19 protein-coding genes and 3 pseudogenes are annotated in these 24014 nt (G+C 70.5%); 12 read left to right on the forward strand and 10 right to left on the reverse strand.

Features of this window, described 5'->3' with window-relative positions; all coding sequences use genetic code 11:
- The first annotated feature begins 297 nt into the window (after positions 1-297).
- Positions 298-1185, forward strand: a complete 888-nt coding sequence (locus ABT078_RS30640) for a SigB/SigF/SigG family RNA polymerase sigma factor (RefSeq protein ID WP_351233420.1) — start codon at positions 298-300, stop codon at positions 1183-1185.
- 42 nt (positions 1186-1227) lie between these two features.
- Here the strand turns inward: ABT078_RS30640 and ABT078_RS30645 are convergent, their stop codons facing one another.
- Both ABT078_RS30645 and ABT078_RS30650 read right to left on the reverse strand, forming a co-directional pair.
- The gene (locus ABT078_RS30645) at positions 1228-1551 is read right to left on the reverse strand and encodes a plasmid stabilization protein (RefSeq protein WP_351233422.1); all 324 of its coding nucleotides are present in this window, start codon (positions 1549-1551) and stop codon (positions 1228-1230) included.
- A 64-nt stretch (positions 1552-1615) separates the two neighbouring features.
- Positions 1616-2041, reverse strand: coding sequence for a CBS domain-containing protein (locus ABT078_RS30650; protein WP_351233424.1), 426 nt, complete (start codon positions 2039-2041; stop codon positions 1616-1618).
- Between the two features lie 239 nt (positions 2042-2280).
- Here ABT078_RS30650 and ABT078_RS30655 point away from each other — a divergent pair, with 239 nt between their 5' ends.
- Positions 2281-4608: a SpoIIE family protein phosphatase gene (locus ABT078_RS30655; RefSeq protein WP_351233426.1), complete on the forward strand. Its 2328-nt coding sequence runs from the start codon at positions 2281-2283 to the stop codon at positions 4606-4608.
- Positions 4609-4623: 15 nt separating this feature from the next.
- On the opposite strand, the gene ABT078_RS30660 is transcribed toward ABT078_RS30655, so the two are convergent.
- Positions 4624-7662: a hybrid sensor histidine kinase/response regulator gene (locus ABT078_RS30660; protein ID WP_351233428.1), complete on the reverse strand. Its 3039-nt coding sequence runs from the start codon at positions 7660-7662 to the stop codon at positions 4624-4626.
- A gap of 253 nt (positions 7663-7915) precedes the next feature.
- Here ABT078_RS30660 and ABT078_RS30665 point away from each other — a divergent pair, with 253 nt between their 5' ends.
- From ABT078_RS30665 to ABT078_RS30675, 3 genes and pseudogenes are all read left to right on the forward strand, one after another.
- The gene (locus tag ABT078_RS30665) at positions 7916-8077 is read left to right on the forward strand and encodes a DUF5670 family protein (protein ID WP_351233430.1); all 162 of its coding nucleotides are present in this window, start codon (positions 7916-7918) and stop codon (positions 8075-8077) included.
- Between the two features lie 81 nt (positions 8078-8158).
- Complete coding sequence (locus ABT078_RS30670) at positions 8159-8689, forward strand: hypothetical protein (RefSeq protein ID WP_351233432.1); 531 nt, start codon at positions 8159-8161, stop codon at positions 8687-8689.
- A 127-nt stretch (positions 8690-8816) separates the two neighbouring features.
- Positions 8817-9332, forward strand: a pseudogene (locus ABT078_RS30675) (glutamate-cysteine ligase family protein); the annotation flags it as partial.
- Between the two features lie 94 nt (positions 9333-9426).
- Here the strand turns inward: ABT078_RS30675 and ABT078_RS30680 are convergent.
- The 4 genes and pseudogenes from ABT078_RS30680 to ABT078_RS30695 all read right to left on the reverse strand — a co-directional run bounded on the left by ABT078_RS30680 (position 9427) and on the right by ABT078_RS30695 (position 13999).
- Complete coding sequence (locus ABT078_RS30680; protein ID WP_351233434.1) at positions 9427-9657, reverse strand: DUF6480 family protein; 231 nt, start codon at positions 9655-9657, stop codon at positions 9427-9429.
- A 52-nt stretch (positions 9658-9709) separates the two neighbouring features.
- A pseudogene (locus tag ABT078_RS42900) lies at positions 9710-9854 on the reverse strand (metallophosphoesterase); the annotation flags it as partial.
- Positions 9855-10508: 654 nt separating this feature from the next.
- Positions 10509-12623 (reverse strand): elongation factor G, encoded by a 2115-nt coding sequence (gene fusA, locus ABT078_RS30690; protein ID WP_351233436.1) that lies wholly within the window; start codon positions 12621-12623, stop codon positions 10509-10511.
- A gap of 902 nt (positions 12624-13525) precedes the next feature.
- Positions 13526-13999 carry a carboxymuconolactone decarboxylase family protein gene (locus ABT078_RS30695; RefSeq protein ID WP_351233438.1) on the reverse strand — a complete coding sequence of 158 codons (474 nt, stop codon included), beginning with the start codon at positions 13997-13999 and terminating at the stop codon, positions 13526-13528.
- Positions 14000-14652: 653 nt separating this feature from the next.
- Between ABT078_RS30695 and ABT078_RS30700 the strand changes: the two genes are divergently transcribed.
- A complete protein-coding gene (locus ABT078_RS30700; protein ID WP_351233440.1) occupies positions 14653-15435 on the forward strand; it encodes an aminotransferase class IV family protein in 783 nt (260 codons plus the stop codon).
- A gap of 66 nt (positions 15436-15501) precedes the next feature.
- Here the strand turns inward: ABT078_RS30700 and ABT078_RS30705 are convergent, their stop codons facing one another.
- Together ABT078_RS30705 and ABT078_RS30710 are read right to left on the reverse strand one after the other, a co-directional pair.
- A complete protein-coding gene (locus ABT078_RS30705; protein ID WP_351233442.1) occupies positions 15502-16416 on the reverse strand; it encodes a phosphatase domain-containing protein in 915 nt (304 codons plus the stop codon).
- A gap of 2 nt (positions 16417-16418) precedes the next feature.
- Positions 16419-17627 carry an RNA ligase gene (locus ABT078_RS30710; RefSeq protein ID WP_351233444.1) on the reverse strand — a complete coding sequence of 403 codons (1209 nt, stop codon included), beginning with the start codon at positions 17625-17627 and terminating at the stop codon, positions 16419-16421.
- 169 nt (positions 17628-17796) lie between these two features.
- On the opposite strand from ABT078_RS30710, the gene pgm reads away from it, so the two are divergent.
- Positions 17797-19437 (forward strand): phosphoglucomutase (alpha-D-glucose-1,6-bisphosphate-dependent), encoded by a 1641-nt coding sequence (gene pgm / locus ABT078_RS30715; RefSeq protein ID WP_351233446.1) that lies wholly within the window; start codon positions 17797-17799, stop codon positions 19435-19437.
- Positions 19438-19584: 147 nt separating this feature from the next.
- Here pgm and ABT078_RS30720 read toward each other — a convergent pair whose 3' ends face one another.
- Complete coding sequence (locus ABT078_RS30720; RefSeq protein WP_351233447.1) at positions 19585-20373, reverse strand: LysR substrate-binding domain-containing protein; 789 nt, start codon at positions 20371-20373, stop codon at positions 19585-19587.
- Between the two features lie 58 nt (positions 20374-20431).
- Between ABT078_RS30720 and ABT078_RS30725 the strand changes: the two genes are divergently transcribed.
- From ABT078_RS30725 to ABT078_RS30745, 5 genes and pseudogenes are all read left to right on the forward strand, one after another.
- Positions 20432-20824: a DUF5997 family protein gene (locus ABT078_RS30725; RefSeq protein WP_351233448.1), complete on the forward strand. Its 393-nt coding sequence runs from the start codon at positions 20432-20434 to the stop codon at positions 20822-20824.
- 198 nt (positions 20825-21022) lie between these two features.
- On the forward strand, positions 21023-21262 hold the full coding sequence (locus ABT078_RS30730; RefSeq protein ID WP_351233450.1) for a hypothetical protein: 240 nt from the start codon (positions 21023-21025) through the stop codon (positions 21260-21262).
- A 783-nt stretch (positions 21263-22045) separates the two neighbouring features.
- A complete protein-coding gene (locus tag ABT078_RS30735) occupies positions 22046-22384 on the forward strand; it encodes an antibiotic biosynthesis monooxygenase family protein (RefSeq protein WP_351233452.1) in 339 nt (112 codons plus the stop codon).
- Positions 22381-23268: an NAD(P)-dependent oxidoreductase gene (locus tag ABT078_RS30740; RefSeq protein ID WP_351233454.1), complete on the forward strand. Its 888-nt coding sequence runs from the start codon at positions 22381-22383 to the stop codon at positions 23266-23268. Before ABT078_RS30735 ends, ABT078_RS30740 begins: the two co-directional genes overlap by 4 nt.
- A 53-nt stretch (positions 23269-23321) precedes the next feature.
- A pseudogene (locus tag ABT078_RS30745) lies at positions 23322-23867 on the forward strand (amidohydrolase family protein); the annotation flags it as partial.
- Between the last annotated feature and the right edge of the window lie 147 nt (positions 23868-24014).

Here is a 24014-nt window from a genome sequence, read left to right on the forward strand (position 1 = left end):
CGAGGAGTCCGGCCGGCGGGATGCTCCCGGGCACCGTACGAAGATCGAGCAGGACCGGGCGGACAACGCCCGCGAGGTGATCCACGAAGCGGAACCGACCGGGCCCACAGGCCGCAGGCCGCACCTCATGTCGCCGGACGAGCGGGCATTCGTCACGCTTCGCACGCGGACGTGCACAGCGCCGACAAGCCAAAGGAAGCTTCGACAGAGGACAAACGGGTATCAAAGGGATTGAGCTCGACGGACGGTCCCGCCGCCATCGGCGCAGGCCACAGCCGTCGAAGGAGCCGCGTTCTCATGTCCAGCTTCCCGATCACCCGCGATCCCACCGTCCGTGCTTGCAGTCCGGAACGACCCGCGGCACTGGACGACCTTCCGGACATCCCCGACCCGCACACCATCAGCACGATGGACGCACGGGCCCTGTCGACCTCCCTTTTCCGGCGACTGCGCACGCTGGAGGAGGGCACGGCGGAGTACTCGTACGTCCGCAACACGCTGGTGGAGCTCAACATGAGCCTCGTGAAGTTCGCGGCGACCCGGTTCCGCGGCCGCAGCGAACCGATGGAGGACATCGTCCAGGTGGGCACGGTCGGCCTCATCAAGGCGATCAACCGCTTCGACGTCGAGCGCGAGGTCGAGTTCACGTCCTTCGCGCTGCCCACCGTCGCCGGCGAGATCAAGCGCTTCTTCCGCGACACCAGCTGGGCCGTGCGCGTGCCGCGGCGCCTCCAGGAACTGCGGCTGGACCTGGCGAAGGCGTACGACGTCCTGGAGCAGGACCTTGGACACGCCCCCACCGTGGCCGAACTGGCGGCCCGGCTCGGGATCACCGAGGACGAGGTCGCCGAGGGCCAGCGGGCCGCCAACGGCTATGTGGCCCGCTCCATAGAGCCTCTCGAGGACGACGAGGCCGTCAGCCCGCTCGCCCGTCGGCTGGGAGAGGAGGACCCGGCACTGGACATCGTGGAGTGCCTGGAGTGCCTCAAGCCGTTGATCGCCGACCTGCCCGAGCGCGAACGCACGATCCTTTCGCTGCGGTTCGGCGACGAGCTCACGCAGTCCGAGATCGGGGAGCGGCTCGGGATCTCGCAGATGCATGTCTCCCGCCTGCTCGCCGGCATCCTCACCAAGCTGCGGAAAGGGCTCCTGGCGGACGACGACCCTCCTGAAGGGGCCTTGTGAGGGGCGGTCCGCCCTGAGCGCTGATCCACGGGGCAGAAGCGGTCAGCGGCCGAGTTCGCGGGCGAGTTCCTCCTTGTTCATCTTGGAACGGCCTTCGAGGTTGCGGCTCTTGGCCTCCTGGTAGAGCTGGTCGTACGTCGGCCCCTGCGCGCCCTTGTGGGAGCGCAGTCCACCACGACGACTCGACGAGATGTCCTGCGTGGACGTGCGGCTCGCAGTCTCGGACTCGCCGCTGCGCGCGCGTTCCTTGTTGACCGTGCGCGCAGCGATCTCCTTCGCACGCTCGGGGCTCTCGCCGCGGGCCAGCGCGCTCTCCTTGATGTGCTCGTACTGACGTTCACGCTTGGGACTGGATCCTCGGGGCATCGTCGAGCCTCCTTCCCGGATCGACCGGATCGAGCCCGGGTTCCTTGCACGCTGCGGATCGCATTCAGGCACCACTGTTGGGCGGGCCTGCGCTGATCCCGGCGAGGACCGAACCCGGATCACGGGCCCTCGCGAGATCTCCGAGGGTGACAACACCCAAGGGGCGACCGTCCTCGACCACCGCGAGCCTGCGCACCATGTGCATCCGCATCAGCCACACGGCCTTCGAAGCCTCCTCGTCGGGACGGATGGTGAGCACCTCCGGGGTACACACGGAACGCACCGGCATGATGTACGGGTCATGACCCATGGCGACCGAACGGACGGCGATGTCTCGGTCCGTCAGCACACCGAGCAGCCGGCCGTCGTCGGCGACCATCACATCGCCGATGTCCTCGTCCCGCATCAGCCGGGCGGCCTCGACCAGCGAAGCGTCGGGAGGCAGTGTCCGCACTCCCGTCGTCATCACGTCCTTCACCAGCTGAGCCATGACACCCACTCTCCCTTCGCTGACGTATCGCACCTGCCCTGGTTCCGCCCGGTTATCCGGTGAAAGTCGGTGGAGCGCGTGGTTGAGACCGGCCAAGGGGCCGATGAAGGCACGCCGAGCCCACAGCGGAACGGCGCGGGCCCCTGTCATCACAGTCGGTGACGGGTCGCGTGGAGCACGGCGACCACACATGGTCCGGTATGCCCGAGTAGACTCCGGTTCGTCACGCTGGAGACGAGATGACCATGCCCGATCAGGGGCGGGACGAGCCTGCGCCCGACCAGTTGGCCTCCGCGGTCACACAGCTCGCCGCCGAGCTCTCCGCCCTGCGCCGCGATCTTGCGCGGCGCCATCTGCTCGACCTCGCCTCGGGCGTACTCGTCGCGCAACTCTCCCTCACCCCGTCCGATGCCGCCGACCACCTCACACAGCTCGCGGAGACGACCGGGGTCCCCGAGGAGGATCTCGCCGCGGACATCCTCAACGCGTCGGGAACGGACAGGGAGGCGGGCCGGGACAGGGACGAGGCCGCGGACAGCGGCGCGGACACACGCCGGGACCGGCACGAGGACCAGAACGGGGATCAGGACCGGGACGAGGCGCGCAGGGCGCGTCGTACGGAGGCCGCGGCGGAAACCGCCGCCAGGACCGGCGGCACGGTCGGCGAAGTCGCCGAGACCCTCCTGGACGGCGGGCTGCGCCCACTCGGAGTGCGCGGCCTGTGGCTGTTCCGGCGAACGGAGACGGATTGCCTGGCTCTGACCGGCCACGCAGGGGTGAGCCGGCTGGAGGCCGCGCACTGGAAGTGGGTGCCTCCGTTCGCGGGCAGTCCGCTGCACCGCGTGCTGCGGGAGGCGGCCCCCGCGTGGTTTCCGGCCGGTCCTCCCGGTGCCGAACGGCTGCCGGGGCCCACCCCGGACGCCGCCCGCGCCGTGCTACCGCTGCGGCAGTACGGGACGGTGACGGGACTGGCCCTCGCCGACTGGCCCGGCCCCAGGCAGCTCGACGAACCGGTGAAACGGGCCCTGACCGCGCTGGCCGTCCCCGCGGCACGCATCCTGGACGCGGGTGCTGACGATCCGGCGCAGCCGGGGGCACTCGCCGCGCTGCTCGATCTGATGACGCATCCCGCGATGGTCCTCTGCGCCGCGCCGGGGACCGGGGCCCTGCACATCGAGCATCTCAACCGGCCGGCGCTGGACTCGGCGGGCCATGTGCACGGGGCGGCGGGCCGTCCGCTGGCCCAGGTGTTCCCGGCCATGGAGCCGGATCTCGTGCGGCTGGAGCGGGCGGCGCGGGAGTGGGCCGCTCCGCAGCGGGCGGCCAGACTGCCCGTGGTGCACAGGGCCGGTGACCCGGAACCGCTGCATGACGTCCGGGTGCTGCCCGTCGGCCCCGTCAGGACCGTGGTGCTCTGGCACGGCGCGACCGACCCGGGGATGGCGCTGGCGCGGGTGCTGGGCAGGCTGGAGAACCTGGCCGCGTTCGAGGACGACCTGATCACCGGAACATCCCGGTGGAGCGAGCAGGCCTACCGGATCTTCGGCCTCGACCCCGGCACGCCGCCGGTGCCACTGCGCCGGCTGGCACCGCGGCTCCACCGCGACGAGACCGGCAGGCTGGAAGACCTGCTGGCCGAGCTGACCGAGCGCCGCCAGGGCGCACACACCGTCGTCCGGGCGGTGCGGGAGGACGGCGGGCTCCGCCACGTCCGGATCGCCGCGGAGCCGCTGCTGACGGGCGGTGTGCTCACCGGGATCACCGGCGTGTACCAGGACGTGTCCGCGCAGCACCACACCGAGATCGCCCTCACCGCCACCTTCGACCGGCTGACCGCGGCCCAGACCCAGGCGGCGCTCCGGCATCAGCTGGTCATCCAGTTGCAGCAGGCGATCGTCCCCGAAGTGCCCGTGCTCCAGCGGCTGCCCGGTCTGCAGGTAGCGGCCCGCTACCGGCCGGCGGCCGAGGAGTACCGGGTCGGCGGCGACTGGTACGACGTACTGCCGCTGCCGAACGGTCGGGTGCTGATCGCCGTCGGCGACATCGCGGGGCACGGCATCGACTCGGTGACCGGCATGGTCTCGCTGCGCAACGCGCTGCGCGGGCTGGCGTTCACCGGCCACTCGCCGGCGCGGCTGATGGCCTGGCTCAACGAGGTCACCCTGCACACGCACGGCCGTCCGACGGCCACGGCGGTGTGCGCCCTGTACGACCCCGCGGACCGGTCGCTGCGCTGGGCCAGTGCGGGCCACCTGCCGCCGCTGCTGCTCCGCGACAACCGGGCGTCTTTCCTCGAGCCGCCGCGGAACATCCTGCTGGGCGCGGTGGCGTCCGCCGACTACGCCGAGGTGGTGACACCGCTCGCACCGGGCGACATCCTGATGCTGTACACCGATGGTCTGGTCGAGCGCCGCTACACGGGACTCGACGAGAGCCTGGCGAGTCTGCGGCGCGCGGCGGAGCGGCTCGGCCCGGGCGGGCTGGACGAGCGTACGGACCGGCTGCTGACGTCGGTCACCGGAGACACGGACGACGACACCAGCCTGGTGGTCGTGCGGGTCTCCTGATCACCGGATCCGCGCTCAGCGCTGGAGCCACTTGCGTACCCGGGTGACGAGGTCGTACGCATCGACCGGCTTGGTGATGTAGTCGTTGGCCCCGGCCGCGAGGCTCTTGGCACGGTCCCCGGGCATGGCCTTGGCGGTGACGACGATGACGGGCACGGCGGCGAACCTCGGCAGCTTCCTGATGGCGGCGGTGGCGCTGTAACCGTCCATCCCGGACATCATCACGTCCATGACGATCAGATCCACGTCCTGATGGGCGATGAGCAGGTCGATGCCCGAGCGCCCGTCGGCCGCGGTGAGTACGTGCATCCCCTCGGCCTCCAGGATCTCGGTGAGCGCGAAGACGTTCCGGTCGTCGTCGTCGATGATCAGCACCACGCGCCCGGCAAGGCTTCCGTCGTGGACCGGCCGCCGTTCCGTCACGGACCGCAGGCCATGGGCTTCGCGGGCGGCGAGCCCGGGCGGGGGGTGCACGGGGAGTTTTCCGCCGACGGGTACGTAGAAGGTGAAGACGCTGCCCTCGCCGAGCCTGCTCTCCGCGACGATCACCCCGCTGAGGAGCTGAGCGACCTCTCGGCTGATGGAGAGTCCGAGGCCGGTGCCGCCGTAGCGGCGGCCGGTGCTGACCGCGCCCTGCTGAAAGGCCCCGAATATGGCGTCCAGATGTTCGGGCGCGATGCCGATGCCGGTGTCCTTGACCCGGAAGGCGAGCACCGGCAGGCCGTGCAGTGACGCGGGGAGTTCGTCGTCGGTGGCGTGCTCGACCCGCAGTTCGACGCCGCCGCGTTCGGTGAACTTCAGGGCGTTGGAGAGCAGATTGCGCAGCACCTGGCGGAGGCGGTTCTCGTCGGTGGTGATGTCGGCGGGCACGTCGTCCGCGGTGACGACCCCGAATTCCAGGCCGCGCTCGCTCGCCAGCGGCCGGAAGGACATCTCGACGTACTCCAGCAACCGGTGCAGCGGGAAGCGCTCGCGGTGGACGTCCATCTTGCCCGCCTCGACCTTGGACAGATCGAGGATGTCGTTGATCAGCTGAAGCAGGTCGGAGCCGGCGGAGTGGATGACCTCGGCGTAGTCGACCTGCTTCTCGGTCAGATTGCCCTCGGGGTTCTGGGCGAGCAGCTGGGCCAGGATGAGCAGGCTGTTGAGCGGGGTGCGCAGCTCATGGCTCATGTTGGCGAGGAATTCTGACTTGTACATGGAGGTGCGGGAGAGCTGTTTGGCCCGGTCCTCCAGCTCCTGCCTGGCCTGTTCGATCTCCAGGTTCTTGCGCTCGATGTCCCGGTTGCGGTCGGCGAGCAGCGCAGCCTTCTCCGCCAGCTCCGCGTTGGAGCGCTGGAGTTCCTCCTGGCGGGCCTGCAACTCCTGGGAACGGGCGCGCAGTTCGGAGGTGAGCCGCTGCGACTGCTCCAGCAGCTCGTCGGTGCGGGCATGGGCGATCAGCGAGCTGACGTTGACGCCGACGGTCTCGATGAACCGCTCGAGGAAGTCCCGGTGGATACGGGTGAAGGGCCGCAGCGCGGCCAGCTCCACAACGCCGAGCACCTGGTCCTCGACCAGGATCGGCAGCACGATCAGGGCGCCGGGGTCCCCGGCTCCGAGGCCGGAAGAGATCGTAACAAAACCGGGCGGCAGGTCGTCGACGGCGATGGTGCGGCGGCTGAGGGCGGCCTGGCCGACCAGGGACTCGCCGAGCCGGAGGCGGGCCGGCGAACGGGCGGGCGGAACGTCGCGCCCTGTGGCCCCGGCGGGCACGGCCCGGGCCGCCGGCACTCCGTACGCGGCGGTCATGACGAGCTCCGGGCCGCTGCCGTCCGCGGCCTCCTCGGCCAGGTAGATCGCTCCGTACTGGGCCGAGACCAGCGGCGGCACCTCGTTCATGATGACTGTGGCGAACTGGGCGGGGTCGCTGCTGCCCTGCATCAGTCCGGAGATGCGGGCCAGGTTGGTCTTGAGCCAGTCCTGCTCCTCGTTGGCACGGATGGTGGCACGGAGCGACTCGACCATCGAGTTGATGTTGTCCTTGAGGTCTCCGACCTCTCCCGGGGCCTCCACGGCGATGGACCGGGTCAGATCGCCTTCCGCGACGGCGCTGGTCACCTCGGCGATCGCGCGGACCTGCCGGGTGAGGTTTCCGGCGAGCTCGTTGACGTTCTCCGTGAGCCTCTTCCAGGTGCCGGAGACGCCTTCGACCTCGGCCTGGCCGCCGAGCCGGCCTTCGCTGCCGACCTCGCGGGCGACGCGGGTGACCTCGGCGGCGAACGACGACAGCTGATCGACCATGGTGTTGATGGTCGTCTTGAGCGCCAGGATCTCGCCGCGCGCGTCGACGTCGATCTTGCGGGTCAGGTCGCCCTGGGCGACGGCCGTCGTGACCTGGGCGATGTTGCGGACCTGGTTGGTCAGGTTGGTCGCCATGGAGTTGACGTTGTCGGTGAGGTCCTTCCAGGTGCCGGACACACCACGAACAGTGGCCTGGCCGCCCAGGTTGCCTTCGGTGCCGACCTCGCGAGCCACGCGCGTGACCTCCTCGGCGAACGAGGAGAGCCGCTCGACCATCGTGTTGATGGTGTCCTTCAGCTCCAGGATCTCGCCGCGCGCGTCGACCCGGATCTTCTGGGTCAGGTCGCCGCGTGCCACCGCGGATGCGACCTGGGCTATCGACCGCACCTGCGACGTGAGGTTGTCGGCCATGGTGTTCACACCGGTGGTGAGTTCCTGCCAGACGCCGCCGACGCCCTTGACCCGCGCGTGGCCGCCGAGCCGCCCCTCACCGCCGACCTCCCGGGCGACCCGTGTGACTTCGGAGGTGACCAGCGACAGCTGGTCGACCATGCCGTTGTAGACCGCGGCGATCTCGCCCATGATGCCCCCGGCGTCGTCGGGCAGCCGGGAGGAGAAGTCCCCGTCGCGTACGGCCGTGAGCCCTGCCAGGAGCTTTCTCAGCCCTTCCTCGCTCAGCGCGGCCGGCGGCCGGGCCTCCGCCGCGGCGTGGTCCTGCGGACGGGCCGGTTGGTCCTGCGGGTCGCCCCGTGAGTGGCCTGATGCGTCCATCGCCGACCTCGTGTCACTCGTTCGGCGTCTTCTTCCACTCTCGACTCTCGCACGCGCTCCCCCTGGCGACACCCCCGGATGTCCTGGGGCGGCGGAGTGCGGCGCTCTCCGCGCGCATCGTTTTCCCGGTGTCCCGCGACTCAGGGCCCAGGCACGCATCGATTGTCGAATGTCCCGTACAGGCCAAAAAACTGGTGTGGCGGAATACGGAGAGGGCAGACGCAGGGACAGACGCAATCACGGAGGTGACGTCATGGTCCCGCTTCTCCTCGTTCTGCTCCTCGTGCTGATCCTCTTCGGTGCGGGATTCGCACTGGACGTGCTCTGGTGGGTCGCGGTCATCCTGCTGGTGGTATGGCTGCTCGGATTCTTCCTTCGTCCGGCGGGCGGCAGCGGTCGCTGGTATCGCTGGTAGCCGGCGCCTGTGGGTTCCCGCACATGTCCGCGCACAATCCGAGGCGAGCCTCTTGACGCCGCCAGAATGCGAGGAGGCCCCGTGCAGCACAAATATCTGAGCATCTACCTGAACGACCACCTGGCCGGCGCCACATCGGGCGTGGAACTGTCCCGGCGTATCGCTCGTGCGCACCGCTCCTCGGCCCGTGCCGCAGAGGTGCAGCACCTGGCCGAGGACATCGCCGAGGACCGCCAGAGCCTCCTGGACCTCATGCGTTCTCTGGAAGTCGCACCACGCCGGTACAAGGTCTACGGGGGCTGGGCCGTGGAGAAAATCGCGCGGCTCAAGCCCAACGGCCACGCCCATCGCCGCTCGGGGCTGAGCACAGTCGTCGAGCTGGAAACCCTGCGGATGGGCATTCAGGGGAAGTACCTCTTGTGGCGGGCGCTGGCCGCCGTATCCACGGAGTCGGAGGGTCTCGACCACTCGCGCCTCCACGAACTGATCGATCGGGCAGCAAGCCAGATGGCGATCGTGGACGGGCTGCACGGCACAGCTGCGAGAACTGTCCTGGCCGGAGGTCACGGCCGACGCGAAGCGCTACGGCAAGCGCACCCGCGGCCGAGTTGACGCTTGCGACACGTCGACACTCGCGGGCCATGCAGTCGGCTCGCCCCTGGGGGAGAAGACTGTGGACGGCACATTCCGAGGGCGCGTCACCAACGTGTGTGTACCGGTCCGCGAGAGGTCGATCGCCGTGCGAAGTGTGGGTGTGGAGGAGGAACTGCTGCTGGTCGACGCGGAGAGCGGCGAGCCGAGAGCGCTGTCCACCGCGGTGCCGACGTCCGCGTCCCGCGAGGCCGACGGGAAACAGGACCGCTTCCAGGCGGAGCTGCAACGGCAGCTACTCGAATTCGCCACCCACCCACAGGTCGACATGGGCAGGCTCGCGACCGAGATCACCCGGTGCCGTGCGCAGGCCGCGCGACATGCGGAGAACAAGGGCGCTGCCGTCGCCGCCCTGGCCACGTCACCCCTGCCGGTCAGGCCGGAGGTGGGAACGGGCGAGCGGTACCGCTGGATGGAAGAGCAGTTCGGCCTGACGACTCAGGAGCAGCTCACCTGTGGCTGTCATGTGCATGTGTCCGTGGCGTCCGACGAGGAGGGAGTGGCCGTCCTCGACCGCATCCGGCACTGGCTGGCCATGCTCCTGGCGGTGAGTGCGAACTCGCCCTTCTGGCAGGGCCAGGACAGCCGGTACTGCAGCTATCGGAAGCCCGCATCCACGAAACGCCGTACCGTCTCGACGGTCCGCGTGCCCGCACAGAACTCCGCGGCAACGCCACCGCGGCAGCCCGGTCCGCACCTCAGAACAGCAGGACGAGCGCGTAGCCCAGGAAGAACGCCGCGATCACCAGAGCCAGTACGGCAATGGCAACCAGCGGCCCTTTGGCCCAGCCGCGTGTGCGGGTCTCGTACGGGCCCGCGCCGGAGGACGTGCTCGCCTCGCCGGGCGGGGTCTCGCCCGGCGGCACCGAACCGCCCGGCTCCAGACCGGGGGTCACTCGTGGGTCGGGGTCGGGGTTATAAACAGCCATACAAGATATTTGCCCAATTTATCCCGATGTGACGCCTGTGACTGCGGGGTGGTTACGGCGCCCGCAGATGACAGACGCCGAATGCACGGCCGATCACGGGCTGTGCCACATTGCGTACGCGCACCCCGCCCGCCGTCATCCCGTGCTCGACGCCCCGGGTGCGCGTGTCCGTGCACTGCCACGTCGGCACCGGCCGTGCGCAACCCGCTTTGCGCGGGCGCAGGAGCTGAGCACCTCACGGAAGCCCTCGACGTCCGGCGGCTCAGGCACGTTCTCCTCCAGAGGGCTGCATCCCACCAAGTCGGGCCGGGGGTGGGACACCCGCGCGTACCCTTCACCGGTCACGTGCCCGCACGGCCCGGGTACATACGCGGTGTGCCGGTGTGAGGACGGGTACCCGCGCACCTGTACGGGATCTACAGCGACAGCACCGTAGCCCGGTTGCTCCAGGGCTACGCCTGGCTCCCCGACGCAAGACGGCGAAGCGGCGACGGTGAGCGAAGCGCGGCGGACGGGAGCTCTCGCGCGCGTGTGAGCCGGGCCCGGGGCGGGGCGTGTGGGCGACGCCGTCGGGTCGGCGTGCCATGCACGCATCGGCGGACGAGCTCGTGTCCGGCCCGGCGGCTGGACCATACGCGAGCTGTGCCGGCGGACCGCGCCGGGGCGGTCGCCCCTCCCCGGGTGCCCCCTCTGTCGTGCCGCCCGCCCCCTCTCCCACGCTCTCAACCGCTGCCGAGGTGGGGTCCACGCCGCCCGCAGCAACCGGAATTGGACGTCCCGCGGCCGGTAACGGCCCGTCCGCAGGCGGTCGGAATCGCTCCGCCGCCTGCGGACGGGGCCGTCATGTGCAGTTACGTCGACAGCAGCCCGTCGGACACCGCTGCCGGTACCGGCGCGTAGCCGGTGGCCCGGGTGGTGAAGGTGCCCCGGCCCTGGGTCCGGCTGCGCAGCCGGGATGCGTAGCCGAAGAGCTCGGCCAGCGGCACGGTTGCGGTGATCACGGCTGTGCCCGCCCGCGCGGTCGAGCCCGAGACCCGGCCGCGGCGTGCCGCCAGGTCGCCGAGCACTCCGCCCACGGCGTCGTCGGGCACGGTGGCCGTGACCTCGACCACCGGTTCCAGGAGCGCCATCACGCCGGCGCGCAGGGACTCCCGCAGCGCCAGCCTGCCTGCCGTCCGGAACGCCATCTCCGAGGAGTCCTTGGGGTGGGTGGCCCCGTCGGTCAGGGTGACCCGCAGCCCGGTCACCGGGTGACCGCCGAGGGGCCCCTCCGCCAGGGCGTCCCGGCAGCCGGCCTCCACCGCCCGGATGTACTCCTGCGGCACGCGTCCGCCGGTGACGGTCGACCGGAACTCGAAGTGCCCTGTGCCGCACCTCGCGTTGTCGCCATCAGGCCGCCGGCCGGCGGTCGGCAGCGGCTCCACGTCGAGCACGACGTGGGCGAACTGACCGGCGCCGCCGTCCTGCTTGACGTGCCGGTACACCAGGCCGGACACACCGCGGACGACCGTCTCCCGGTAGGCCACCTGTGGTCGGCCGACGACGACCTCCAGCCCGTGAGCGCGACGGACTCTCTCCACCGCGACCTCCAGATGCAGCTCGCCCAGCCCCGACAGCACCGTCTGGCCGGTCTCGGGGTCGGTCCGAACCGCCAGTGAGGGGTCCTCCTCGACCGCACGGGCCAGCGCCGAAGCCAGCCGGTCGGCGTCGAGGCTCCTACGGGCCTCGACCGCCACTGAGACGACAGGCTCGGCCACCGTCGGCGGTTCGAGGGCCAACGGAGCTGCCGGTGTGCACAGAGTGGCCCCTGCACGGGCCGCCTTCAGCCCGACGACGGCGACGATGTCCCCGGCCACCGCCCGGCCCACGTCGGCGTGCCGGTCCGCCTGGACCCGCAGGATCCGGCCGATCCGCTCGGTGCGGCGCGCGCCCACGTCCAGCACCGCGTCTCCCTTCTCCATCGATCCTGAATACACACGCAGGAAGGTCAGCCTCCCTGTGGCCGTCGAGCTGACCTTGAACACCAGCGCGGCGAACGGCGCGGCCGGGTCGGCGGCCCGTTCCTGCGCCGTGCCGCCCGAAGTGCCCCGAACCGGCGGCACGTCCAGGGGTGAGGGGAGGTAGGCCACTACGGCTTCCAGCAGCGGTTCGATCCCGCGGTTGCGGTAGGCCGATCCGCACAGCACCACCACGCCCTCGCCACGACGGGTGAGGTCGCGCAGTGCCGCGGCCAGAGTCCGCGCCGAGACCGTCGACTCCGCGCAGAACTCCTCCAGGGCGACCGGGTGCAGTTCCGCCACCGCCTCCTCGAGCAGCCGGCGGCGCCGGTGCGCCTCCTCGCGAAGGTCTTCGGGCAACGGGGCGTCTTCGTACGTGTCCCGGCCGGCGCCCCAGACCAGCGCGCGCATACGCAGCAGATCCACGACCCCGGTGAACTCGTCCTCCCGACCGATCGGCAGCTGGACCACCAGCGGGACGGTGTGGAGCCGGTCCCGGATCGACGCGACCGCCGTGTCGAGGTCGGCACCGGCGCGGTCCAGCTTGTTGACGAACGCGATCCGCGGCACTCCGTGCCGGTCGGCCTGCCGCCACACCGACTCGCTCTGCGGCTCGACGCCAGCGACGGCGTCGAAGACCGCGATCGCGCCGTCGAGCACCCGCAGCGAGCGCTCCACCTCGTCGGAGAAGTCGACGTGGCCCGGCGTGTCGATCAGGCTGATCCGGTGTCCGTCCCAGACACAGCTCACCGCCGCGGCGAAGATGGTGATTCCGCGGTCGCGCTCCTGCGAGTCGAAGTCGGTGACGGTGTTGCCGTCATGGACCTCGCCACGCTTGTGGGTGGCGCCGGTGACGTACAGGATCCGTTCGGTGACGGTGGTCTTGCCGGCGTCGACGTGGGCGAGGATGCCCAGGTTCCGGACGCGGGTCAGCGGACTGGTCGTATGGCGTTGCCTGGTGGTACGCACGGCCCATGGCCTTTCAGGGTGTTCGAGAACTGGGCAGCGCGATTCCCGGACGAAACGGCCTGACGTCAGCTCGAGGGCGGCCCGGAGGACGGCCTGAGGCCGTGCAGTCGGGAGCCGCCAGGATCCTCTGGGCCGGCGGCCGTCCCGGAAGCCGCTGATGCGGCGCGACGGCACGACAGCACGAGGGCACGGGGAGGACACGACCGCGGCGCCGAACTCACCGGGCCGACCGGACGGGCAGTCAGGACTCAGGTGTTCGTCGCGGACTTCCGGTGGCGGCCGCGCAGCCGACACCGGGCGCAGGAAGACATCAGGATCACGTCGAACCGTGACCGGGGAACGGCGACAGCGGTGCGGTGACGCACGGCCCGGCTCCCCTCACTCGTCGAAGCGCACGCTGTGATGTCGTGTCAGCGCGCAAGCCGAGTGTAGTGAGCGGGACCGAGGCCGGGCACTCGATTATCCGTCCGCCTCGTCGGCGTCAGGTTGCCGCAGCCCTCGGCGCCACCGCCGCGTCGGGCCCGTACATGTGGCCCTCGTCCACGTCCTGCGCAAACGTGGGGCAGAACGCGTGGTACCGCTGGCTCATATGCCCTCCACCGCAGTGTCAGCGGGGGCACTACGCGGCGCGGGGACGAGCGGTGTCGGGGTAGCGGCCGCGAGGTCGAGCACGGACCGGGGCGCGGGCCTCGGTTCGCGGGCTTTCGCCCACAGCAGCATCTCCTGGTCGACGACCGGCACGTAGCGCCCGTCCAGCTCCAGAACGGAACCGTCCCGGCCGACGCCTTGGACTCAGTCGTTCCCCTGGGCGGACCAGAACAACACCCCGGGCTCCGCGAAGCGGTGCCCGGGGTGTGTGCTGCTGTTGGCGCCGGACGTCACCGGCGGCCACGGCCGTCCCGTCAGTGGAACTGGCCGGGCTGGTAGTCGCCGGCGGGCTGCTGGACGATGACGTTTCCGCGGTTGAACGCGTTGATGAGGGCGATGGTGCACACCAGGGCGGCAAGCTGGTCCTCGTCGTAGTGCTTGGCGGCATTCGCCCAGACCTCGTCGGGGACGCCACCAGCCGCGTCGGCGGTGCGCGTGCCCTGCTCGGTCAGCTCCAGGGCGGCGCGTTCGGCATTGGTGAACACCTTGGCCTCCCGCCAGGCCGCGACCATATTGAGGCGCGTCGAGGTCTCCCCGGCGTGCGCGGCGTCCTTGGTGTGCATGTCGACGCAGAAACCGCAGCCATTGATCTGGCTGGCGCGGAGCATCACCAGTTCGCGCGTCGCGGCGGGCAGCGTCGAGTCCGCGAGCACCTGGCCCGCGGCGACGATGTGCTTCCCGAACTTGGCTGCGACCGGGCTGGCCATGAGGTTCAACCGAGCTTCCATGGTGCACTCCTGTGTCGTTGTTGGTGGTTACACCTCTTGGACGGAACAGCTCGGCAAGCTGTGACATGGACGAATGTGACGCGCGTCTCCCTGCCGCGCCGAGACGCAGTCCACGGCGACGTTCCGTACCGCTGCCATGACGTCGCCCCGCTCACCGCGATCCCGATGCCCCTTTGATCCACCCGCTGATCCGAACGAAACTGCCTGGGAGTGGTGGCGTCGCGGATGCGCCCCGGTGTCCAGGGGGCCGACGTGGTTGGCGGCGTTGCCGTCCGCGAGGGCGGCGGTGAGGGGCCCACCTGCGGGTACGTCCGGGAGCCAACGGCACCCCCGGCGAACAGCGAGTCGAGGTCACCCGCGTCCGCCGCACCGTGGCGGCGGCGTTCGGCGGCCTGGCGGCTCGTAACGCCGAGTGGTTCGGCGAGGTCGGCCCGGCCGACACCCGCTGCACGTGCTGCGTCGATCAGGCCCGGCTCCCATCCGGAGAGTTGATGGCGTACCTCACGCAGCAGGAGGAGGGCGGCCGGGGCCCGCTCGGCGCTGGTTGGGCCGGGGTCGGACCGCTCGCCGGCGTCCGCGGTGCGGGCGGTGCGCACGGCGTCGTGCACGGCGTAAGGTGCAGAAGACTGATCGTCCGATGCCACACTTGCCGCATGGCCACTGTCAACGGAGCGCCCGCGGTGACCGACGATCTGCTGGCGCTCGCCCTGACGAACTACGGGCACTTCACCACCATGCGCGTGGAGGACGGGGCGGTCCGCGGACTGTCGTTGCACCTCGACCGGTTGGTCCGGGACTGTCACACGGTGTTCGGGACGGAACTCGATCCCGAGCGGGTGCTGGACTGCGTGCGGCGTGAAGTCGGAGGGCGGACCGGTGTGTTCACCGTACGGGTCACCATCTTCGATCCCGCGCTGGACATGCTGCACCCCGCCGTGAAGGCGGACCCTCACGTCCTCGTCACGACCCGTTCGGCCGGCGCCCCGTCCCCGTCTCCGCTCACCGTGAAGTGCCTTCCCTATCACCGCGACGCCGCCGCGGTGAAGCACGTGGCGCTCTTCGGGCAGCTCAGGCTGCGGCGTCAGGCGCAGCTCGCCGGATTCGGCGACGCTCTGTTCGTCGAATCCGGCGGCCGGATCGCGGAAGGAACCACGTGGAACATCGGGTTCGTCGACGATGCCGGAACGGTGGTGTGGCCGGAGGCCGATGTACTGCCGGGTGTGACCATGCGGTTGCTCCAGGCGGCCCACGGTCCGTGCGTGACACGTCCGGTGCACTCCGGTGAACTCCCTTCCCTGCGGGCCGCCTTCGCCACGAACGCCTCGATCGGCATCCGTACGCTCAGCGCTGTCGACGACGTGACGTTCCCGGTCGACGATCCGGTGCTCGCGGTGCTGCGCGAGGTGTACGCAGCCATTCCGCCGGAGCGCCTCTAGCGGCAGCGGCCCCAGGACCGGCGCAGGCCAGGGTGGCACGTGCTCCGCCCCCGCGGCACCGGCCGGCTAGAAGTTGCCGTAGTTGACCTGCCAGGTGGGCAGGCCCATACGGCGCCAGACGGCGACCACGCGGTCGCGGTCGTCCAGGGAGACGCGCACGGCGTAGCGGTGGCGGACGTGACGGTCGAAGAGTTCGGCCTTCACGACGTCGTCGCGGCGGCCGTCGCCGGCGGCACGCATCCACAGCTCGTCGTAGGGGACCTCGTGCCGGGCCAGCCACGCCTGCGTCATCTCACGGTGTTCCTCACCGCGGCCCGACAGCAGGACGATGACATCGCCGTCGGCGCGCCGGAAGGACCCCAGGGCCCCGCGCACCGACACGTTGAGCAGGTCCTCGTCGCAGCGTGTGAAGTCGTAGGGGCCGCGGTCGCCCCGGATCGCGAGCGTGCCGTCGATGTCGCACATCACCGCCACCGGCAACGCCGGGTCGGCGACGTACGGCTTGACCGAGGGCTCGTCGTTCAGCCACGCGTCGGTGAGCTGCCAGCCGCCCCTCCTGACCTTCTCGTGCTTGTCGGCCAGGATGCGGATGATCTCCTCGCCGACCGCCCTGTCCCGCTCGGCGTCGCGCCGTATGCACTCGTCGAGCGGTACGTCGGTGAAGTCGTGCACGACGAAGGCGGCCTGCCCGGCCACCGCGGCCTTCAGGCGCTTGGGGATGTGCGGCGTCAGATGCGTGTTGTCCACGACGACGTCGAAGCCGTCGTCGACCGCCGCCCGCACCGCCGCGTCCTGGATGGCCAGCACGGTCTGCTCGTGGGCGTGGGACCGGCCGCGCTCGGGCGCCGGGATGTCGAGCATCGACCGCAGGTCGTCGAGGTTCACGCGGCGCATCCGGCCCTCGGACTCCGCCTGCAGCCCGCGCGCGGCGGTCGTCTTCCCCGAGGCGGGAAGCCCTGTCATGACGTGTACTACGGGCACGGTCAGTTCTCCTCGTCGGTCAGGTAAGGGTCGGGCGCCTCGGGCCGGACGGAACGGTACGTCACCAGCTCGGTCGGTCGCCCGTCCAGGCGCAGGAACATGGCGGGGCGGACGGCGGCGTCGGGCAGTTGCTTCGCGGCGCGGGCGAAGGCGCCCCGGTCTCCTGCGAGATGGGCGAGGGACGCGTACGCCTCGTCGATCGCGCGCTCGCGGTCGGCCACGTCCTTCTCGATCCGCGCGATCACCTCGCGCACCCAGGCGTCGAACTCGTCGGGCACCTGCTCCAGCAGGGCGTCGAGCGGCTTGCCGCCGGACGCCTCCAGGTCCGCCGTCGAGCATCCCAGCGCCTGGGCCATCTGCTTGGCCGGCAGATCCGCGAAGCGCTGGATGCCGTGGCTGCGCCAGATGTCCCGCTCGGTGACGCCGGTGAGCACCTTGTGGAGCCGTACGTACTCGGACAGCTTGGCCTTCGCCCGTACGCCCGAGGCGAAGCGCAGCACGAAGCCCTCCGCGTCGGTTCCCGTGGCTGCCCGGCCACCGGGCAGCCGGTTGGACTCGGCCAGGGCGAGCAGTTCGGCGAGCGGCGTGGGCGGCCAGACGTTGACGACCGAGCCGATGCCCTTCCAGCCGGCCGCGGCGTCGGTCAGCGGAATCTCCGTGCCGTCCTTGCCGAAGGCAGCGAGGAGCACCAGGTCCCGGCGGTCGCCGTAGTCGACGACGATCCGGTTCTGCGGGTACAGGATCTCGGCGAGGTAGGTCGCTCCGGGAACCAGGGCGGAGGTGTCCTTGCCGTCGAGCAGACGCTGGGCCCAGGTGGCCTGGGCGCTGATGAACGAGCCCTTGGACGCGACCCGCCACCGGCCGGCGTAGTGGAAGACCACCGCGAGGCTGCCGTCGACCTTGTCGTACACCTCGAACGGCTCGTCCGGGAGGGCGGGCGCGTACGGCTGACCGGCCTCGTGCTCGCCGACGTTGAAGAACTTCGGCAGCGGCAGCGCGACGATCTCGCCGGTGGCGTCGTCGGCGACCAGGCCGCGGCAGCGCGTGGTCACCCGGTTCCAGACACGCTCGTACTGGCACGTCCGCGTGTACGTGTAGATGGACAGCGGCAGTTCGGGATGCGGCTTGCGCGTGACGTGCCCGGCGTCGAGGGCCGACGCCAGCTCCTGCGGCGGCAGCAGTTCGTGGAGAGTCAGGTATGCCTGGCTCATGTGTCCCTCCCGGTAGTGGTCCTTGATTGTCACGTGCGGGAGGCTCTGTCGAACACCGATTTACCTGCAGGTCGCGGCTGTCGGCGGAGGTGCAGGCGGACGAAACGCGCCCGAGGGGCAATCATGAGTCGTGCACTGATCGCACCGACCGACGTGGAGGAGTGGACGGATGCCGAACGAGCGCGCGGGACAACAGGCACGGCCGGAGGACCTCATCGACGTGGCCCGGCTGGTGACCGCGTACTACGCCTTGCACCCCGATCCGGCCGAACCCGCCCAGCGTGTCGCCTTCGGCACGTCGGGACACCGGGGGTCTTCCCTCGACACCGCCTTCAACGAGGACCACATCGCCGCGACGAGCCAGGCGATCTGCGAGTACCGGTCCCGGCAGGGCACCGACGGGCCGCTGTTCCTCGGCGCCGACACCCATGCCCTGTCCGAGCCCGCCCGGGTGACGGCCGTGGAGGTCTTCGCCGCGAACGACGTCACCGTGCTCATCGACACCGCCGACGGCTACACCCCCACGCCGGCCGTGTCTCACGCCATCCTGACCCACAACCGCGGGCGCTCCTCCGGCCTCGCCGACGGGGTGGTGGTCACGCCCTCGCACAATCCTCCGGCCGACGGCGGGTTCAAGTACAACCCGCCGAACGGTGGGCCGGCCGGTTCCGACGCGACCGGCTGGATCCAGGAGCGCGCCAACGAGATCATCGCGGGCGGTCTCAAGGAAGTACGCCGACTGCCCTACGCGGCGGCGCTCGCCGTGCCGACCACCGAACGGTACGACTTCCTCGGCACCTACGTACGAGATCTGCCGTCCGTGCTCGACCTGGACGCCGTGCGTGCCGCGGGCGTACGCATCGGCGCCGATCCACTCGGGGGCGCGTCCGTCGCGTACTGGGGCCGCATCGCCGATGAGCACCGCCTCGATCTGACCGTCGTCAATCCGCACACCGATCCCACCTGGCGGTTCATGACACTGGACTGGGACGGCAGGATCCGGATGGACTGCTCGTCCCCGTACGCGATGGCGTCACTGATCGAGCGCCGCGACCGCTTCCAGATCTCCACCGGCAATGACGCCGACGCCGACCGGCACGGCATCGTCACCCCGGACGGCGGGCTGATGAATCCCAATCACTACCTCGCCACCGCCATCGCCTATCTCTACAGCCACCGCGACCAGTGGCCGGACGGCGCAGGCATCGGAAAGACGCTGGTGTCGTCGAGCATGATCGACAGGGTGGCGGCCGACCTCGGCCGTGAGTTGATCGAAGTGCCGGTCGGTTTCAAGTGGTTCGTGGAGGGGCTGATGGACGGCTCCTTCGGCTTCGGCGGTGAGGAGTCCGCCGGGGCCTCCTTCTTGCGCCGGGACGGCTCGGTGTGGACCACCGACAAGGACGGCATCATCCTGGACCTGCTCGCGTCCGAGATCCTGGCGGTGACGGAGCGGACGCCGAGCGAGCACTACGCGTCGCTCACCGCCCGGTTCGGCGAACCGGCCTACGCCCGTGTCGACGCCCCCGCGACACGCGAGGAGAAGGCCGTACTGAGCCGTCTCTCCCCCGACCAGGTGACGGCCGACAGCCTTGCGGGGGAACCGATCACCTCTGTGCTCACGCACGCTCCGGGCAACGGGGCGCCCATCGGCGGCATCAAGGTGACCACGGCCAACGCCTGGTTCGCCGCGCGCCCTTCGGGCACCGAGGACGTCTACAAGGTGTACGCCGAGTCCTTCCTGGGACGTGACCATCTGACGCGCGTGCAGGAGGAGGCCCGGTCCGTCGTGGCGGCGGCACTGAGCAGCTGACGCGGCGGTCCGCAGGTGGTTCGGTCAAAGCCCGTCCGGTCCGGCGGTCCGGACGGGCCTCCGGGGCCGGGCCTCCGAAGGGCGGGCTGCCACCGGTCCTGGCGGCGGGCTTGTCACACCTACCGGTCCTGGCAGCGGGGCCGGCGGCTAGGACCGACGGCGAGGCTTGCCGCGCCTACCGGTCTTGGAGCCGCCGCCGGCAGCGCTGCGCGGGCTCTTGCCGGTCGCCTTGCCGGCGCCCCTGCCAGTGGCCTTGCCGGCTGCGGGCTTCCGCTGGGCGCCGCCCGTCTCCGCGCGCTTGCTCTTCGGCTGCGCCGGGGTCGGGGGGCGGCCCCGGGTGCTGTTGACGGTCCTCCCTCGGACGATCCCGATGAACTGCTCCACCAGGTCGGTCGTCTGCTCCTGCGGCCACGACAGCGCGACGCGCGACTCGGGGGCGTCCGTGACCGGCCGATAGGTGAGGTCCTTGCGGTGGTGCAGGCGGGCGAGCGACTGAGGGACGACGAGCACTCCCACGCCCGCCGCCACCAGCTCGACGGCGTCCGCCGTCGTGGCCGGGCGCTCGATCGCGGGCCGTCCCGGCAGGCGCTCCCAGCCGAGGACGTCGTCGAGCGGGTGCAGCACGACGTCGTCGGCAAGATCCTCGGCGGACACCTCGTCGACCGCCGCCACGACGTGGTCCTTCGGGACCACGACCACCGTCGTCTCGGTGTAGAGGGGGATCGCGCTGAGATCCGTGCGGTCGACCGGTAGCCGCACGAACCCCGCATCGGCACTGCCGCTCCGCAGTACGTCGAAGGCCTCGGCGGCGGGGACCGCCATGAGGTCCAGTGGGACGCCGGGCAGCCGCTCGTTCCAGATCCGCACCCACTTCGAGGGCGTCACTCCCGGGACGTACGCGAGCCGGAACGAAGGGGTTACTTTCGAGCCTGTCACCCTCACAGGCTACCTGTCATGGTCGGGCGTAGTGCACACGTTCGATACCCTTGACACCATGACGTCGCACCAGAGCACCCAGACGATGAAGCCCGCGACCGCGGCGAAGAAGCTGGGTGTGTACCTCGAGGCCACCCCCGCCGATTTCCAGGAGGGTCTCGTCTCGCGGGCCGAGCTGAACGCGCTGCAGGCCGAACCGCCCGAGTGGCTCCAGGAGCTGCGCCGCAACGGCCCGCACCCGCGGCCGGTGGTCGCGGCGAAGCTGGGAATCTCGATCTCGGGCCTCGCGCGTGGCGGAATCACCGAGCCGCTCACCACGGAGCAGATCGACGCGCTGAAGAGGGATCTCCCCGAGTGGCTGCAGAAGGAGCGCGCCACCCAGGCCGAGGTCCGCAAGGAAGCGTCGCGCGTCAAGGAGAAGAACGCGGCGCGCGACGAGCAGTCCCACTGACCGCATTCTTGATCGTCCTGCCTCACAGAGCCCGGCAGCCGCGGCCTTCCCGTGCGGACACCCGTGTCATGGCGTGAGCCGACTCTGTTACGGACTCGGCCGGGAACTCTCGTCGGCCGAGTCCCTGGGCTTGAAGGGACTACACCCAGGCGCGTCCCCGGAACAACCCTGTCGCTCGTCGCCACCCTCGCCTGCGCGGTGGGGCTCACCATCCTCCCTACCACGACGGCGGTGGCCGCCACCCCGCAGTGCGTCACCAAGACGGACCGGCTCGACGACGGGCCGGGCGGTGCCAACTGGATGCCCGTCGCCTCCAACGGCAGCACCGTCTGCTACCTGCACCAGGGCAGCGTCAGCCGGGCCGTCTGGGCCCTGCAGCGGGCCCTGAAGGTCTGTCATGGTCCGAGCACGATGCGGCGAAAGCGACCGCATTCCTGATCCGGCCGGCCGACGGCGCGGAGACACGGCTCTGCGCCGGACCGCCCTGGACGATGCGTGGCAGCGTCTGGTGCGGCGGCGGTTCGCGGCCGACGCACTGCTGCCTCTGGCAGGAGAACTGCTGGCGGACCCGGATGCCGAGGTGCGGTGCAAAGGCCACCCACCTCCCGGTGGCACTCGGTCGGCAGGCAGCGCCCTACGCCGATCGGCTGGCCACCCTCGTCGACGCCCCTGGGACGGACGGATACAGCGAGGGCACCGTCGACGCATACGCGCTCGGGCGCTGACCCGGATGGGCGACGCACGCGCGCTTCCGGGGCTGGTCGAACGGCTCTACGAGCCCTACTGGGAGCTCTGTTCGCGCAGCTGCGCCCTGGGGGGACCCACGGCTGCCCGAGATCGCCGACGTCCTGGTGCCGCTGCGGAAGCACGCGACCGTCCTGCTGTCCGGCCTGCGGGAGGTGCTGCGGCACTCCGCCGGTCATGACGGCGGGGCCGGTTCGTGGACCGCGCCTCGCCGGCCTGCTCTCCGCCGGGCCGGCGGACCTGATGGGACGTGATCGAAAAGCCGGTCGGCGCGGACCGGTCGGCGCCCCTTTCGTGTGACGCCGTCACTGCCCCGGCGCAGCGAAACGGGACACCTCGTTACTCACCCGAACAGGCTAACAACCGAGCGTGACCCCTTGTCCCCACTGGCCTGTCCCCCATTCGGAGTTGCGACGCCACGGGGGGCATGAGTCGGTAGGAGTCGTGTCCTGCCGGATCTCACCATCAGGAGGAGACATGGACATCAAGCAGAAGGGCCATTCGGCCGAAAAGCTGTCCGTCGTTTTCGCGGTCCGTGTGATCGAGGGCGGCGAGCAAGGGTTTCTGGACATGTACGACCAGATCCGGAAGTCCGTCGCCGGATCCCCCGGTCACATCATCGAGAGGCTGGGAGAGCCCGTTGACGACTCCCGCCAGTGGGTGATCACCAGCGAGTGGGAGACACCCGAGCACTTCTTCGCCTGGCAGCAGAGCGAGGACCACCGCGCACTGGTGGCCCCGCTCCGCAAATGGGTCGACTCGACACAGTCCCTGCGGTTCCGGGTCGTCAAGGAGACCACGAAGGAGACGTCATGACGCGCACCATAGACGGACCTGTCGCCGTCCTCGGTCTCGGCAGGATGGGCACCGGCCTGGCGACCCGCCTCCTTGACCAAGGCATACAGGTGCGGGTCTGGAACCGCACCTCGGAACGGACCGAGCCGCTCGCCAAGGCGGGCGCCGTCGCGGCCGCCCACCCGGCCGATGCCGTCGAGGGCACAACAGCCGCCATCTGCACCGTCGCCGACGGCGAAGCCCTCGGCACCGTGCTCCGCGGACCGAACGGAGTCCTGGCCAGGGGTGCCTACCCGGGCACGCTGATCTGCGCCAGCACCGTCGCCCCCGAAGAGGTCGCCAGCATCGCCGGGGAGGTGCCCTCGGTTCTGGACGTCGGCATGCTCGGCAACCGTGAGCACGCCCGCGACGGCGAGCTGCGGCTGTTCGTCGGCGGCGAGAAACGGGCCTTCACAGCGGCCCGGCCGCTGCTGGAGATGCTGGGCAAGGAGGTCGTCCATCTGGGCGCGCTCGGTTCCGGCATGCGGATGAAGCTGCTCCTCAACCTGCTCATGGGGATAGAGGTGCAGGCGCTGGCCGAGGCCACCGAACTGGCGTCCGCCACGGGGCTCGACCGACAGCTGGTTCTCAGGACGATCGCGGGCAGTGGCTTCGCCTCGCCGGTCATGGCGTTCAAGTCGAGGCGCCTGGCCGCCGACCGCTTCGACGAGCCGGACTTCCGGCTGCGGCTGATGGCCAAAGACCTCATGCTCGCTACGAAGCAGGCAGCGGAGGCCGGCCTGCGTCTGCCTCTCGCAGCCGCAGCAGCCGAGACGCATGTCCGCGCCACCGAGCAAGGGCTCGGCGACGAGGACTGTGCCGCGGTCACCCGCGCACTCACACCGAACCCGGGAACCGACACATGATCATCGACATCCACGGGCACCTCTCCCCACCGGAGGCGGCCAAACGCTTCCCCATGCCCCCCAGCCTGACCGACGTCGACGGCATGCTCGCCGCTCGCGCCCAGGCCGGGATCGACCTCACCATCATCGGCAGCCCGGTCGGCGCCGGAGCGATGGCGCGGGTCCCGGGCGTCGACAACTACGCGCAACCACGGGACCGGCTGCGCGGATTCCACGCCTGGATGTCAGGCCTGATCGCCAACTTCCCGGACCAGTTGCGCGGGTACGTGTACGCCAACCCGTTCGGCGACGACGATCACCTGGAAGGGGTCAGGGAGACGCTGGCGGACCCCGCCTTCGTCGGCCTGATCACCACGTCCAGCGTCCATGGCGAGCTGCTCGGCTCCCCGCGTGCCGACTCCTTCTTCGCGCTGGCCGCCGAGGCGGGAGTGCCGGTCCTGGTGCACGCCCCGGCCGAACCGGTCGGCACGGAGCGGGTCGACAACATCGGCTTCGTCGAGCAGATCGGCCGCTTCGGCGACGTCACGATGGGCATGGCCATGATCGCGTTCGCGGGATGGCTGGACAAGTATCCCGGTCTGCGGCTGATCGGTGCGACCGGCGGCGGCGCGATGGCGCTGCTGCCGGAGCGCCTGCAGACGGCGGCGCGCCCCCGGCGAACTCGGAGGCGGCGCGGGACATCTCGTACAGCCGGTGCGGGTCGGCGAGCACCGGGAGCACGTTCCCCTGGATCCACTCGGGGGTCA

The sequence above is a fragment of the Streptomyces sp. NPDC002133 genome, from assembly GCF_040296405.1.
In the GTDB taxonomy this organism is placed as follows: Bacteria; Actinomycetota; Actinomycetes; order Streptomycetales; family Streptomycetaceae; genus Streptomyces.